Source organism: Sinosporangium album (assembly GCF_900100605.1).
In the GTDB taxonomy this organism is placed as follows: Bacteria; Actinomycetota; Actinomycetes; order Streptosporangiales; family Streptosporangiaceae; genus Sinosporangium; species Sinosporangium album.
In genome coordinates this window covers 1-13,210 of sequence record NZ_FNCN01000033.1, presented here as the reverse complement: position 1 = coordinate 13,210, position 13,210 = coordinate 1, and the positions used below count along the sequence as shown (strand labels likewise).

The 13,210-nt window shown below is 69.4% G+C and carries 14 protein-coding genes; 12 read left to right on the top strand and 2 right to left on the bottom strand.

Going from position 1 to position 13,210, the window contains the following annotated elements; translation table 11 throughout:
* Positions 1-2 precede the first annotated feature (2 nt).
* Genes BLQ73_RS25090 through BLQ73_RS25060 form a run of 7 tightly spaced genes read left to right on the top strand, consistent with a single transcriptional unit; the run spans position 3 to position 7,612 of the window.
* Positions 3-212: an MbtH family protein gene (locus BLQ73_RS25090; protein WP_093174024.1), complete on the top strand. Its 210-nt coding sequence runs from the start codon at positions 3-5 to the stop codon at positions 210-212.
* Complete coding sequence (locus tag BLQ73_RS25085) at positions 209-1,837, top strand: ABC transporter ATP-binding protein (RefSeq protein WP_218126008.1); 1,629 nt, start codon at positions 209-211, stop codon at positions 1,835-1,837. Before BLQ73_RS25090 ends, BLQ73_RS25085 begins: the two co-directional genes overlap by 4 nt.
* On the top strand, positions 1,830-3,488 hold the full coding sequence (locus BLQ73_RS25080; protein WP_093174022.1) for an ABC transporter ATP-binding protein: 1,659 nt from the start codon (positions 1,830-1,832) through the stop codon (positions 3,486-3,488). The genes BLQ73_RS25085 and BLQ73_RS25080 overlap by 8 nt, the downstream gene beginning before the upstream one ends.
* Positions 3,489-3,514: 26 nt before the next feature.
* Positions 3,515-4,504: an ABC transporter substrate-binding protein gene (locus BLQ73_RS25075; protein WP_093174020.1), complete on the top strand. Its 990-nt coding sequence runs from the start codon at positions 3,515-3,517 to the stop codon at positions 4,502-4,504.
* A gap of 20 nt (positions 4,505-4,524) precedes the next feature.
* Positions 4,525-5,445 carry a siderophore-interacting protein gene (locus BLQ73_RS25070; RefSeq protein ID WP_093174018.1) on the top strand — a complete coding sequence of 307 codons (921 nt, stop codon included), beginning with the start codon at positions 4,525-4,527 and terminating at the stop codon, positions 5,443-5,445.
* On the top strand, positions 5,446-6,495 hold the full coding sequence (locus BLQ73_RS25065; RefSeq protein WP_093174016.1) for a FecCD family ABC transporter permease: 1,050 nt from the start codon (positions 5,446-5,448) through the stop codon (positions 6,493-6,495).
* A 46-nt stretch (positions 6,496-6,541) separates the two neighbouring features.
* Positions 6,542-7,612, top strand: coding sequence for a FecCD family ABC transporter permease (locus BLQ73_RS25060; protein WP_245691379.1), 1,071 nt, complete (start codon positions 6,542-6,544; stop codon positions 7,610-7,612).
* Here BLQ73_RS25060 and BLQ73_RS25055 read toward each other — a convergent pair.
* On the bottom strand, positions 7,564-8,115 hold the full coding sequence (locus BLQ73_RS25055) for a GntR family transcriptional regulator (RefSeq protein WP_176955667.1): 552 nt from the start codon (positions 8,113-8,115) through the stop codon (positions 7,564-7,566). The genes BLQ73_RS25060 and BLQ73_RS25055 overlap by 49 nt on opposite strands.
* Before the next feature lie 104 nt (positions 8,116-8,219).
* Positions 8,220-8,384 (bottom strand): hypothetical protein, encoded by a 165-nt coding sequence (locus BLQ73_RS32760; protein ID WP_176955666.1) that lies wholly within the window; start codon positions 8,382-8,384, stop codon positions 8,220-8,222.
* A gap of 539 nt (positions 8,385-8,923) precedes the next feature.
* Here BLQ73_RS32760 and BLQ73_RS25050 point away from each other — a divergent pair.
* The 5 genes from BLQ73_RS25050 to BLQ73_RS25025 all read left to right on the top strand — a co-directional run.
* On the top strand, positions 8,924-9,952 hold the full coding sequence (locus tag BLQ73_RS25050) for an NsdA family TPR-like regulatory protein (protein ID WP_093174012.1): 1,029 nt from the start codon (positions 8,924-8,926) through the stop codon (positions 9,950-9,952).
* A gap of 72 nt (positions 9,953-10,024) precedes the next feature.
* Positions 10,025-10,900, top strand: coding sequence for a radical SAM/SPASM domain-containing protein (locus tag BLQ73_RS25045; RefSeq protein ID WP_093174010.1), 876 nt, complete (start codon positions 10,025-10,027; stop codon positions 10,898-10,900).
* Entirely contained in the window at positions 10,786-12,036 is a 1,251-nt protein-coding gene (locus tag BLQ73_RS25040) for a methyltransferase domain-containing protein (protein WP_338056651.1), read from the top strand. The genes BLQ73_RS25045 and BLQ73_RS25040 overlap by 115 nt, the downstream gene beginning before the upstream one ends.
* A gap of 96 nt (positions 12,037-12,132) precedes the next feature.
* Positions 12,133-12,699 (top strand): aromatic-ring hydroxylase C-terminal domain-containing protein, encoded by a 567-nt coding sequence (locus BLQ73_RS25030; protein ID WP_176955665.1) that lies wholly within the window; start codon positions 12,133-12,135, stop codon positions 12,697-12,699.
* 104 nt (positions 12,700-12,803) lie between these two features.
* Positions 12,804-13,210, top strand: a 407-nt coding sequence (locus tag BLQ73_RS25025) for a hypothetical protein (RefSeq protein ID WP_143020431.1), incomplete at its 3' end; no start/stop codon positions are given.

The window sequence follows — 13,210 nt, the reverse complement described above, 5'->3', positions numbered from 1 at the left end:
CCGTGACCAACCCCTTCGAGGACCCGGAAGGCCGCTACCTCGTGCTGGTGAACGGCGAAGGCCAGCATTCGCTGTGGCCGGTGTTCGCCGAGGTGCCGCAGGGCTGGGACGTCGCACACGGCGAGGACACCCGCGAGGCGTGCCTCGCCTACGTCGAGGCCACCTGGACGGACCTGCGGCCGAAAAGCCTGATCGCCGAGATGGGTCAGTGAGCTTGCGTTCGACCTCGCTTCTGCGGTGGGCGCTCCGGTCGCAGGCCGGGGCGCTCGCCGCCTCCTCCGGCGCGTCCGTCGTGCGCCAGGTCATGCTGCTGGCGGTGCCGTACTTCGTGCAGCGGGCCATCGACGACGGCATCCGCACCGGAGACCTCGGCACCGCCGGGCTGTGGGCGCTCGCCGTCGCCGTGGCCGCCGCCGTGCACTGCGCGGGCCTGGTCGGATGGGCGTGGTGGGCGAACCTCGCCGACGCCCGCGTCGGCGTCGCGCTGCGCGGCAGGCTCGCCGTCCACGTGGCCGCCCTCGACGACGGTGACCTCAACGACGGCGATCTCGGCAGGGGCGACCTCGCCATGCGGGTCACCCGCGACGTCGACCAGGTCAGAGTGTGGGTGCACGGGCTGCCGACGTGGGCCGTCATCGGCACCACGTTCGCCGTGACGCTCCCCGCCATCACCGCGCTCGACCCGGTGCTGCTGTACGCGACGCTCGCCATGATCCCGCCGCTGGTGCTGGTCAACGTGTACTACCCGCCGAGGTTCGGGCGGGCGCTCGACACGCTGTCGGACGCCCACGCCGACCGGGCCGACGCGGTGGCGGACCTGCTGTCGGCGAGCGCCGCCGTCCGCGGCCTCGGCGGCGAGGGCAGGCTCGTCGAACGGCACCACGAGCGCAGCGCCGCCGTCTTCGGCGCGACCGTCGCCGCCGCCCGGATCTCGGCCACGTGGGCGGCGCTCGGGCCGATGGTGCCGAGGCTGGCGGTGGCGGCGGGCATCGGCTTCGGCGGCTTCGCCGTACTCGACGGCACGATGACCGTCGGCGGGCTCGTCGCGTTCACCTCGTGGATGATCACGATCACGCTGGCCGTCCGTGTGTCGGTGGACAGGCTCATCGACCGCAAACAGGCCGTGGTCGCCGCCGGGCGCCTCACCGAGGTCCTCGCCCTGCGCCCGCGGATGCCCGACCCCGACCACCCCGCCCCGCTGCCGGCCTCCGGCGAACTCACGGCGAGCGGCCTTGTCGCGGTCAAAGGCGGACGCGTCATCGGGCCGCTCGACCTCACCGTACGGCCCGGCGAACTCGTCGTGCTCACCGGGCCCGTCGGGTCGGGCAAATCCACCATGCTGCGGCTGCTCGGCCGGCGCGAGGCCCCGCAGACGGGCTCGGTCGCCTACGGCGGCGTCGACCTCACCGCCGCCTCCTCGGCCGACACGGCGGCCACGCTGGTGCTGGTGCCGCAGCGGCCCGTGCTCGTGTCCGGCACCATCGCCGACAACCTGAAGCTCGGCCGCGACCTCGACCAGCAGGAACTGCTCGCCGCCTGCCGGGCCGCCGCGCTCGACCTGCCCCTCGACACCGAGGCGGGGGAGCGGGGCGGAGCCCTGTCCGGCGGCCAAGTGCAGCGCCTGGCCGTGGCCCGCGCCCTGCTCGGCCGCCCGCCCGTGCTGCTGCTCGACGACATCACCTCGGCCCTCGACACCGACACCGAGGCCCGGCTCCTCGCCGGGCTGCGCACCTGGGCCCCGCACACGGCGATCGTGATCGCCAGCCACCGGCCCGCCGTCGTCGAGGCGGCCGACCGCGTGATCGACCTGGCACTCGCGGAGGTGGCCCATGGCTGAAGTCCAACTGCTGTCCGACGAGCCGGCGCAGCGGGGAGTGCTCCGCGCCGCCTGGCCCCACCTGCGTCCGCACCGGCGCCGAGTAGCGTCGGCCCTGGTGTTCAGCCTTGCCGAGAGCGCCGCCCTCGTCGCCATCGCGCCCGTGATCGCCACCGCCGTCCAAGCGCTCGTCGACGGCGACCGCGACCGCTTCCTCGCCGCGGTGGCCGCCCTCATGGGCGTCGTCGTCGCCCAGGCCGTCCTGGCCCGCGTCGGCGCGGTGCTCCTCGCCCGCGCGGGCGAACACGTCGTGCGCGACCTGCGGGAACAGGTCGTGGAACGCCTCGCGGGGGCGCCGCTGCGCTTCCTGGAGGCCCACCGGGGCGGCTCGCTCCTCCAACGCGCCACCGGAGAGGTGGCCGAACTGGCGCAGTTCGTGCGGGACTCGCTCCCGGCGCTCATCGGCGTGCTGTCCACCCTCGGGTTCACCGCCGTGGTCATGGCGGGGTACTCCGTGCCCCTCACACTCGTCGTGGTGGCGGTCTTCCTGCCGCCCGCCGTACTCATCACCCGGTCGTTCGCCAAGCACGCCGGGCCCGCGTTCGCCGCCCAGGCCGGCGCCGAGGCCACCATGGCGGGCACGTTCGCCGAGACACTCGACATCAAGGACGCCCTGCGGTCCACGGGCGGGCTCCCGGCGTGGATGACCAGGTTCGAACGGGACAACGTCGCCGCCCTGGACGCGCAGCGCCGTGCCGTACACGCCGAGAACCGCATCGTCGGGATCACCTTCGTCGAAGGCTTCACCATGGCGGTGCTGCTCGTCCTCGGGGCGTGGCTCGTCGCCGACGGGCGGCTCGACGTGGGCGGCATCGTCGTGTTCGTGCTGGCGGGGCGCAACCTGTTCGAAGGATTCGGCGAACTGTCGCAGCTCGCCGGCGACGCCCAGACCGCGCGCACCGGCCTGGCCCGCCTGCTCGACCTGCTCGACCGCACATCGGCCGACGGCGGCACCGGCACCCTCCCCGAACGGGGCGAACTCACCGCGACCGGCGTCACCTACGCCTACGAGAACGGCGCCGACGTGCTGCACCGCGTCACCGTCACCTTCGCACCCGGCGACCACGCCGGGCTCGTCGGCGAAAGCGGCTCCGGCAAGACCACCCTGTCCAAACTGCTCAGCGGCCTCTACACGCCCGACGCCGGCACCGTCACCTACGGCGGCGTCGACCTGCGCGACATCCCCACCGCCGAACTGCGCCGACGCGTCGTGCTCGTCCCGCAGGACGTCCACGTCGTCGCCGGCTCCGTCCTGGACAACCTCGCGCTCGCCCCCGGCTCACCCGGCGGAACGGAGATCGAGGCGGCCGTCGCCGCCCTCGGCATCGGCGACTTCGTCGCCGCGCTGCCCGGCGGCCTCTCCACCCCCGCCGGCGACCTGTCGGCCGGCGAACGGCAGATCCTCGGCCTGATCCGCGCCGTCCTCGTGGATCCGGCCGTCCTCATCCTCGACGAGGCCACCGCCGACGTCGACCCCGACACCGGCCGCCGCCTGGAGACCGCCGTCGCCGCGCTGCGCCGCGGCCGGACCCTCATCGTCATCGCCCACCGGCGCACCACCATCGAGCTGCTTCCCCGCCTGGTCACCCTGCGCGCGGGCCGGCTCGCGTAACTCAGCAAGCGAAAAAGGAGACGACAATGCGGCACACCACGCGGCGAACGGCCTGGGGGGTGATGGCCGCCGGACTGGTCCTGCTCGTCTCGGCCTGCGGCGGTTCATCGGGCTCTTCCGGTACGGCGAAGCCCGACGCCGCCCCCGCCTCGGTGGCGGCCTCGCCCGCCACCCGCACCGTGCAGAGCGACAAGGGGCCCGTCGAGGTGCCCGCCCAGCCCAAGCGGGTCGTGTCCCTGCTCAACTCGACCGCCGTGCTGCTGGAACTCGGCGTCGTGCCCGTCGGCGTACTGCAGGAGTTCGAAGCCGACTACGCCCCCGAAGACTGGACGGTCCTCAGCAAGATCCCGGTCGTGGGGCAGAACGAGAGCTCCATCAACTACGAGCAGCTCATCGGACTCCAACCCGACCTGATCGTCAGCACGCAGCGCCGCGAAGAGGACTTCGGCTACGCGCGCCTGTCGCAGATCGCCCCCACCGTCTTCATCACCACCGACAACCCCGCCGAAGTGCGGGAGGCGCTGCCGAAGTTCGCCGACGCCGTCGGCAAGGCCGACGTCATCGCCGGCAAGATCTCGGAATACCAGGCCAAACTCAGCTCCGTCAAGGGCAAATACGCCGACACCCTCGCCTCCGCCACCTTCGACTACGTCGAAGGCGGACCCGACGGCTTCATCGCCAACTCGCCGGTCTCCTGGCCAGGCCTGTTCATGGAGGCCGCCGGCCTGAAATTCTCCAAGGTCGCCGACGGCGAACGCGCCAACCGCGGCGTGCGCCTGTCCTACGAGCAGATCTCCCAGCTCAAAGACACCACCGTCATCCTGTACGGCGTCAGCCCCGACGACAAGACCGACGACGCCACGCGGAAACTCTTCGACCAGGGCTCCTGGAAGCTGCTGCCCGCCGTCAAGAAGGGCCACGTCCACCCGGTGAAGTACGGCTACGCCTACAGCTACAAGGGCGTGCTCTCCATCCTCGACCAGCTCGACGCCGTCCTCGCCAAAGCCGCGGCCTGACGAAGGGACAGCCCACCACCATGCCCGACACCCACCGCGGCATCGACCGCGAGATCGACCGCGAGATCGACCGCGAGATCGACCGCGAGATCGACATCGTCAACTACGACATCAAACCCCGCGTGCTCGACGTGCTCCGCACCGAATGGATCACCCCCACCACCGTGCGCATCACCTTCGGCGGGCCCGACCTCATCGGCTTCCGCGAGCAGTCCCCCCAAGACCACGTCAAACTCTTCTTCCCGCAGGGCGGCGCCGACCTGCCCGTCATGCCCACCATCGGACCCGACGGGTGGGAACCCCCGCCCCCCGGATCACCGAGACCGATCTACCGCGACTACACCGTCCGCCACTTCCGCCCCGGCGCCGGAACCCCCGACGACGCCGGCGAACTCGACATCGACTTCGTCGTCCACGGCCAAGGCCACGGCCCCGCCTCATCATGGGCCGCCCGGGTCGCCCCCGGCCAGAAACTCGGAGTGCTCGGCCCCAGCGGCTCCATCATGGTGCCCTACACCTTCGACTGGTACCTCCTCGGCGCCGACGAAACCGCCCTCCCCGCCCTCGGCCGCTGGCTGGAACAACTTCCCGCAGGCGCCAAAGTCATCGCCTTCGCCGAAGTCGCCGACGCCCGCGAAGAACAGCACCTGCCCACCGACGCCGACGTCACCCTCACCTGGCTGCACCGCGACGGCGCCGCCCCCGGCGCCTCCGACGTGCTGGAGCAAGCCGTACGCGCCGTCGAACCGCCCCCCGGCGACGGATTCGTCTGGATCGCCGGCGAAGCCGGCGTGCTCAAACCGATCCGCCGCCACCTGCGCGGACTCGGGCTGAAGAGGGAATGGCTCGACGTCGACGGCTACTGGAAACGCGGCACCGTCAACCTCGACCACCACGACGCCGACGAAGACGACGAAGACGACGAAGACGACGAGAGCTGAGTGGCCCACACCGTCGCACCCCCGAAGGCCGCCGCGCCGGGACAGCCCCGGCGCGGCGGTCCCGCGCGCGGCCTAGGACTGCTCCTCGCCGCCGCCCTGCTCGCACTCGCCGTCACCGCGAGCATCTCCATCGGCTCCAAAGGCATCCCCCTCGGCGACATCCTCAGCCTCCTCGCCGACCCCGACGGCTCCGACGCCGCCATGATCGTGTGGGAGCACCGGGTGCCGCGCACCCTCCTCGGCGTCGGCGTCGGCGCCTCCCTCGCCCTCGCCGGCGCCCTCATGCAATCCCTCACCAGGAACCCGCTCGCCGACCCCGGCCTCCTCGGCGTCGAAGCCGGCGCCGTCATCGCCATCGCCTCCGCCATCGGACTGCTCGGCCTCGCCGGGCTCCCGCAGTACATCTGGTTCTCCTTCGCCGGATCCGCCGCAGCCGCCGTCATCGTCTACCTCCTCGGCGCCAGCGGCAAAAGCGCCGCCACCCCCGTACGGCTCGCCCTCGCCGGCACCGCCGTCAGCGCCGCCCTCGCCTCCGCCACCCAGGCGCTCGTCCTCATCGACCGCGACGCCTTCGAAAAATTCCGCCACTGGGGCACCGGCGCCCTCGCCGGCCACGACATGTCCGTACTCACCAGAGTCGCCCCGTTCATGCTCGCCGGGCTCGCCCTCGCCCTCGCCCTCGGCCCCTCCCTCAACGCCATCGCCCTCGGCGACGACGCCGGCCGCGCCCTCGGCGTGTCCCCCGGCCGCATCCGCCTCACCGGAGCCCTCGCCGTCACCCTCCTCTGCGGCGCCGCCACCGCCGCCGTCGGCCCCATCGGCTTCGTCGGCCTCATCGTCGCCCACGCCGCCCGCCTCATCTGCGGCCCCGACGAACGGTGGATCCTCGCCTACTCGGCCATCCTCGGCCCCGTACTGCTCCTCACCGCCGACATCGCCGGACGCCTCCTCCTGTGGCCCGGCGAACTCGAAGCCGGCATCGTCACCGCCTTCCTCGGCATGCCCGTGTTCATCGCGCTGGTGCGCAGAAAGAAGATCGCCGCGCTGTGAACACCCACCGAGCGCCGCGCCCCGCCGAGCCGGGAAAGGCCGCACCGTGAACACCGCCCTCGCGCCCCGCCCCACCGGCCCGGCCCACCCCGCACGCCGTACGGCACGAGCCCGCCTGGCCGCGCGCCGCCGCCTCCGCGTCCTCGCCGTAGGCGCGGCACTCACCGCCGCCCTCACCGCCGCCACGATCTACGCCATAGGCACCGGCGAATTCGACATCGCCCCCGCCGACGTCATCGCCACCCTGCTCGCCGACGGGAGCAAAGCCCACGAATTCATCATCGAAACCCTCCGCCTGCCCCGCGTCTTCACCGCCCTCCTGGTCGGCGCCGCCCTCGGCATGGCCGGAGCCGTCTTCCAAAGCCTCACCCGCAACCCCCTCGGCAGCCCCGACATCGTCGGCTTCACCACCGGAGCCGGCACCGGCGCCCTCATCCAAATCCTCGTCATCGGCGGCGGCATGGCCGCCGTCGCCACCGGCGCCCTCCTCGGCGGCCTACTCACCTCCCTCGCCGTCTACCTCCTCGCCTACCGGGGCGGGGTACAGGGCTACCGCCTCGTCCTCGTCGGCATCGGCGTCAACGGCGGCCTCGTCGCCACCAACGCCTACCTCGTCGCCAGAGCCGAATTCGCCGAATCCCAAGTCGCCGTCACCTGGCTCGCCGGCAACCTCAACGGCCGCACCTGGGAACACGTCAACCTGCTCGCCCTCACCCTCGCCGCCCTCATCCCCCTCACCCTCGCCCTCGGCCGCCGCCTCACCCTCCTCGAACTCGGCGACCACGTCGCCACCGGCCTCGGCATCCGCGTCGAACGCGCCCGCCTCACCCTCATCCTCACCGGCGTAGCCCTCGCCGCCATGGCCACCGTCGCCGCCGGGCCCGTCCCCTTCGTCGCCCTCGCCGCCCCCCAACTCGCCCGCCGCCTCACCCGCGCCCCCGGCCCCGGCCTCGTCCCCGCCGCCCTCATGGGCGCCCTACTCCTCCTCCTCGGCGACCTCCTCGCCCAACGCCTCCTCGCCCCCACCCTCCTCCCCGTCGGCGTCATGACCGGCACCCTCGGCGGCCTCTACCTCGCCTGGCTCCTCGTCCACGAATGGCGCACCACCCGCCGCTGACCACCCCCCTGCGGAGCGGGCACGTTTCGCGCCTGACGCGATGTCGGTGTGACGAATGTGCCCGTGCCGGACCGGGTGTAGACCCGTCCGCCTTCGCGGAGGAGGGCGATGGCCGCCCGTATAGTGTCGCGGGCCACGCCATAGCGGGCTGTCAGGCGGAACTCACTCGGAAGTCGGTCACCCGGCTTGAGGCGGCCCGTCGAGATCTGTCCGATGATGTCTGCCGCTATCTGCTCACATTTGTACGCTGGACGGACCTTCGGGGCGGCTTTCGGGCAGACGTAGGAGCCTTCCGCCCGGACGGTGTAGATGAGCCCTTCGTCGCGAAGTATGGCGACCGCCCAACGCACGGATGTCCGGGATACGCAATAGCGTTCCACCAGTTCGGATTCCGAGGGGATGAGCTGCCCGGCGACGAGGGTCCCAGTGGCGATGTCGTCTTTGATCTGCTCTGCGATCTGCCGGTAGACGGGCTTGGAATCGCGCCGCTCGTGCTGCGGCAAGGTCCTCCACGTCGTCGAAGCCGGACGCTTGAGATTCTGTGAAGTCGACCCCTGACCGCGTGCGCCGCCCTGCGGTCCTTCCTCATGGGCAAGTGCGGTCATTTCTAAAGCTCCAAGAAGATCATGTCCCGCACGCTGCGGTAATCACCGGGCTTTGTGAAACGGACGCCGGTGCCGGGCGGCGAGAAAGACACGACGAAGATACGGCTGCGCTGACCTATGACGACGGTGGCCACTTTTCTGGCGCCTGCGCTGACGTGCAGCTCCATCGGTCTCCTCGTTCCTTCGGGGCATGCTGGAGGCTGGATCCGCACCGCCGTAAGCCCGGCGGCTCGTAGGAGCCGCTGTACGGGTTTCAGCTCGTGTCCCTCTATGCCTGACAGTTCTGATATGTCGGGCATTCGGGGTTGTGGCACAGATATGCGGCGCATGCGCCGTGCTCCCTTCGATCGGGAACCCGCCTGGGACATCCCCGTGATTGCGGGCTCCTCCTTCCGTATCGGCTCCATGTGAGCGGTGATCCGCCCCGCATGGGGAGAGGAGACTTGCGGAGAGGTACGGATCACTTCCCCATGACCGGGACGATTTTCTGTGACCATGGTGAGCTGTGAAGAGAGTCCCGGCTTGGGCCGCCTGGCTTCAGGGGGAGCGGCGACAGAGAAACCTGTCTGTCAGGGGCATGGCTCGGCGACTTTCTGAAGTCGCCGACAAGCCGCCCCGCGTCGAGATACTGGCTACGCGTGAATCCCTGGCCCGAATGATCCGGAGCTGGGAGGTGGGTGAGCATCGCCCGAGAGATCCTTATCCCATGCTTTATTCCCGTGCCTTCGGCGTGGCTGAGGATGAGATTTTCGGAGACGGTAGAGAAGGCAACCCCTTGGCCCTGTTCAGCGAATTTCAGATCCTGACAAGAAACATGGGGCCGGCGGATACCGATTATGTTTCGGCTGTGCGGGAGTCCATGCGAAGCATTGTTTCCCTCGATAACGCATTCGGTGGAAACGAATTAGTTTCCATTGCCGGCCGTGTCTTCGGCGCAGCGCATACGCGCCTTGCCTCGGGGCGATACGAAGAGGCCGTCCGGCGAGACCTTGAGGCGGTGGTGGGTGAGGCGGGAGAGGTGGCCGCGTGGGTCGCCTACGATGCCGACCGGCAGGATATTTCACGACGCTACATTCATGAGGCCATGTTCGTGAGCAGGCTCGCGGGTGACAGGACGATGGAGCTTTTTCAGCTCTCCCACATCGCCATGCAGAGCATCTACCTCCATCGTGCACAGGAAGCCTTGAGAGTCGCCGAAGAGGTCATCGATGCCGGGCGCTTGTCCGGTCGCACCGCAGCGCTATTCCAGATCCGAAAAGCACGCTCACTCGCTCAACTCGGCGATGGATCGCGGGCCTTGAGCAGTCTGGATACGGCGGTATCGACCCTCGTCAACGGAATCGCCTCGAACGACCTTCCCTGGACGTGGTGGGTCGACGATCACGAACTTGCATTGCATAGAGGCATGTGCATGGGAGATCTTGGCCTGTGGGGAAAATCGGTGGATGCAATCGCCGTCGCGGTCGAAAACTGTCGTCATTCGGGCCAGGGGAGATGCGGATTCAACGACCACGCGCTGCTGCTTGACGCTCTTGTGCGCGTGGGGTCGTGGAGGGACGCGGAGCCGATCCTTGAAACTCTGCTACCGAAGGTGGTGGAGATCGGCTCGATACGTACTATCCGACTCTTGGACAAGGTTGCGACCCGCGCTCTCTCGAATCCGGGTGCCACGTCCACGGTGAAGGACTCCGCTTCAGAGCTTCGCCGCATCGCGGCCGCCATCACTCAGTCTTGATCGGGGATGAGGGCTGGGAAGGGATCGGCGGGGAGGGCATAGCGGTCCATTAATCCGAGAAGGGAATTCACAATGACCACGCTGTACGCGAGTCCACGTGCGATAGAAGCACGGGACCTTCCTCTCACCGGCTGGCGTCTCGCGTTGGAGCTCACCGGGCAGTGCCAGCTCACCTGCACGCATTGCTACGCCATGTCCGGGCCGGCGGGTTCTCACGGCACCATGACCGGCGACGATTGGTGTCGACTCATCTCACATGCTGCCGCTCTGGGCGCCGATCGGGTCCAGTTCATCGGAGGCGAGCCGACCATGCATCCGGCGTTCGAGAAGGTTCTCGCGCATGTGACCACCACCGGCATGGCGCTTGAGGTCTTCACGAACCTCTATCGGGTCGCTACCCCCTGGTGGGAGCTGTTCACCCGCTCCGGTGTGTCACTAGCCTTCTCGTATTACTCTGACGATCCCGCTGAACATGCCCGGATCACACGCCGCCCAGACAGCTACCGCCGCACGAAGGCAAACGTTGTTCGAGCTGTGGAGTTGGGAATCCCTGTGCGAGCAGCGATCGTTGAGGTGGTCGAGGGACAGAGGATCGAGCAAGCCCACGACGAGCTTCACATCTTGGGCGTGACCCATATCCGCGTCGACTACCTGCGCGGCATCGGGCGAGGCACCACCGGTGCGACGGAGGCCTCTCAGTTGTGCGGGCGCTGCGGAGACCGCCGACTCGCGGTCTCTCCTTTTGGGGACGTCACCCCCTGCGTCATGTCGCGATGGATGATCACGGGCAACGTCCACCAGTGCAGTCTCTCGGGCATCCTGGCCGGGCAGGCATGGAGGGAGGTACTCACCCGGATCCCCGCTCAAGGTCGGGTGTGCGCCCCCGAATGCAATCCGTCCCAGGACGGGAACGACTGTGCGCCTGCAGAGCAGATCGACGGAGAATAACCGGCATGGACTGGATTCCCTTTGCCGAGCGTCTCGCCGCCAAGGTCACCCACCCTCGTTCCCGGTGGCGTGACTCTGTCGCCAGCACGCCTCGTCATTTGCTTGTACCCCGATGGTGGGCACCAGGTCCAGGAGGCAGGACGGCGCAGGACGGCCCAGCCGACCCGCGGACATGGGCGCGGGCGGCCTATGCTGACCGGACTCTGGTGACTCGGGTAGGCGATCTGCACGCTGATCACGCGAAGCCAGGAGACCGTCCACAGGGCTATCCGACGTCATCAGCGACGCTGCCCGGTCTGGTGCTTCAGATGTTCGGCCACGCTCGTCTTCACCCCGGCCTTCACGTGCTCGACGTCGGGACCGGATCCGGGTACGGCGCCGCACTCTTGAGCAGATTTGTCGGGGATGCTCGCGTGACGAGCGTGGACGTCGACCCCTATCTGACGAGCGTGGCAACGGAACGACTAGAAGAGATCGGGCTGTACCCGGAGATCGTGACGGTGGATGCCACCGGGCCTCTTTCCAGTGCCTACGACCGGATCGTCGCAACCGTCTCGGTGCGGCCTGTCCCACCATCCTGGCTCGCCGCCCTCAAGCCCGAGGGACGCTTGGTCACAACCATTACCGGCACGTCTCTCGTCATAGTCGCCGATGCCACACCGGATGGGGGAGCCGTTGGCGGGGTCGCCCGCGACTGGGCGATGTTCATGGCCACCAGAAGCGGAGTCGATTACCCGTCCGGTCTGGACGAGCTGATGAACATTGCGCGCACGGCGGAAGGGGACCAGGTTACAACCGGCCGATACCCGGTCCTGGAACTGCTGGAGGCGTGGGATGTCCGGTCGATGCTGGAGATCAACACCCCTGGCATCGAACACGAGTACGTCGAGGACGGCGACACACGTACCGCGCTCATGGCCCATTCAGACGGATCATGGGCGCGCACAGAGCAGACGGGGCAGAACCCACCGACCGTACACCAGAGCGGCCCCCGACGATTGTGGGATGAACTGGATCGCGTCCGCGACTACTGGCTCCAGCACGGGTCCCTCCCTCTGTACGGCGCTCGCGTGCGCATCACGCCCGACGGGGCGATACGTCTGAAGCGCGGCCGGTGGGAGGCCACCGTCTCCTGACCGGATGTGGCCACCTTCCTGGTTCCTGCGCTGACCAGACCATCCCCGCGTGCGCGGGGAGCACCCACTCCGATCCACGCTGGAATAAAGACTAAGGTGGACCGCCCTCGCGCCCCGCCCGCCCGCCCGGCCCACCCCGCCCGCCGTACGGCACGAGCCCGCCTGGCCGCGCGCCTCCGCCTCCGCCTCCTCGCCGTGGGCGCGGCACTCGCCGCCACCATCCTCCCCGTCGGCGTCATGACCGGCACCCTCGGCGGCGTCTACCTCGCCTGGCTCCTCGTCCACGAACTGCTCCTGGGGTTCCAGTACCGCTCCACCGCCGTGTGCAGCGAGGACGACGATCCCTCGATCACCGAGAACCCTCTCCGCCCGAGCGGCCGCCCCGGCTTCCGCGCCCCCGACGGAGACGGCCTGTCCCTGACGAACCTGCTGGGAGCCCGCTGGGTACTGCTCGCCCGCACCGAGGAGTGGCGCGCCGCGGCACAGGCGTGTGACGTCGCCTTCCACCTGCTGCCCGATCTCGGTGCCTACTACCATCAGGCAACGCTCGTACGCCCCGACGGAATCGTCGCCTGGAGCACCAGCGACCCGACGGGCGACACCGCTCAGCTGCGGTCCGTTCTCGACCGGACACTGAGCCGGACCCAGAGCGGGGCCTCCTAGCGGACCACGACCACGAGGTCGTCTGCCTGGTGAGCCGACGCGCTCCGTAGAGATCGGGATCACGACCGGTCGGCCGGCCACAGCGGGAGCCGCGCTTCTTACGGTTGCCCGCCTGGTTGGTAAAAGACGCCGGCGCCATCAAGCCCAGGTCCACGCCGGGCAATCTTGTTCTGTCCGATGGCCGGGACAAGACCCTGCTCAAGAGCCGGACCGCCGGCGCCACAGCGAAGATCACCACGCCCTCGGAACTGCCCAAGCCCAAGCTGAAAGGGAACACCGCGACCTACCCGGATGCCTACGGCGAGGGCCGCGACCTGGTGGTGATCGCCGACCCGGCCGGATACCGCCAGCAGATCACCATCGCCCAGCGGCCCAGCGGTCCAGTCTCGTTCCGCGTGCCGCTGGAGTTGCCCTCGGGCCTGTCGCTCAAGAGCAACGCCGCAGGCACGCCCGCCATCGTGGGCAAGGACGGCAAGACGCTGACCGAGGTGCGCCCAACCCTTGTGCAGGA

Coding starts and splice junctions, on each gene's coding strand:
- BLQ73_RS25080 (WP_093174022.1), top strand. CDS start 1,830: ATGGCTGAAGTCCAACTGCTGTCCGACGAGCCGGCGCAGCGGGGAGTG.
- BLQ73_RS25075 (WP_093174020.1), top strand. CDS start 3,515: ATGCGGCACACCACGCGGCGAACGGCCTGGGGGGTGATGGCCGCCGGA.
- BLQ73_RS25070 (WP_093174018.1), top strand. CDS start 4,525: ATGCCCGACACCCACCGCGGCATCGACCGCGAGATCGACCGCGAGATC.
- BLQ73_RS32760 (WP_176955666.1), bottom strand. CDS start 8,384: ATGGAGCTGCACGTCAGCGCAGGCGCCAGAAAAGTGGCCACCGTCGTC.
- BLQ73_RS25050 (WP_093174012.1), top strand. CDS start 8,924: ATGCTTTATTCCCGTGCCTTCGGCGTGGCTGAGGATGAGATTTTCGGA.
- BLQ73_RS25045 (WP_093174010.1), top strand. CDS start 10,025: ATGACCACGCTGTACGCGAGTCCACGTGCGATAGAAGCACGGGACCTT.
- BLQ73_RS25040 (WP_338056651.1), top strand. CDS start 10,786: ATGGAGGGAGGTACTCACCCGGATCCCCGCTCAAGGTCGGGTGTGCGC.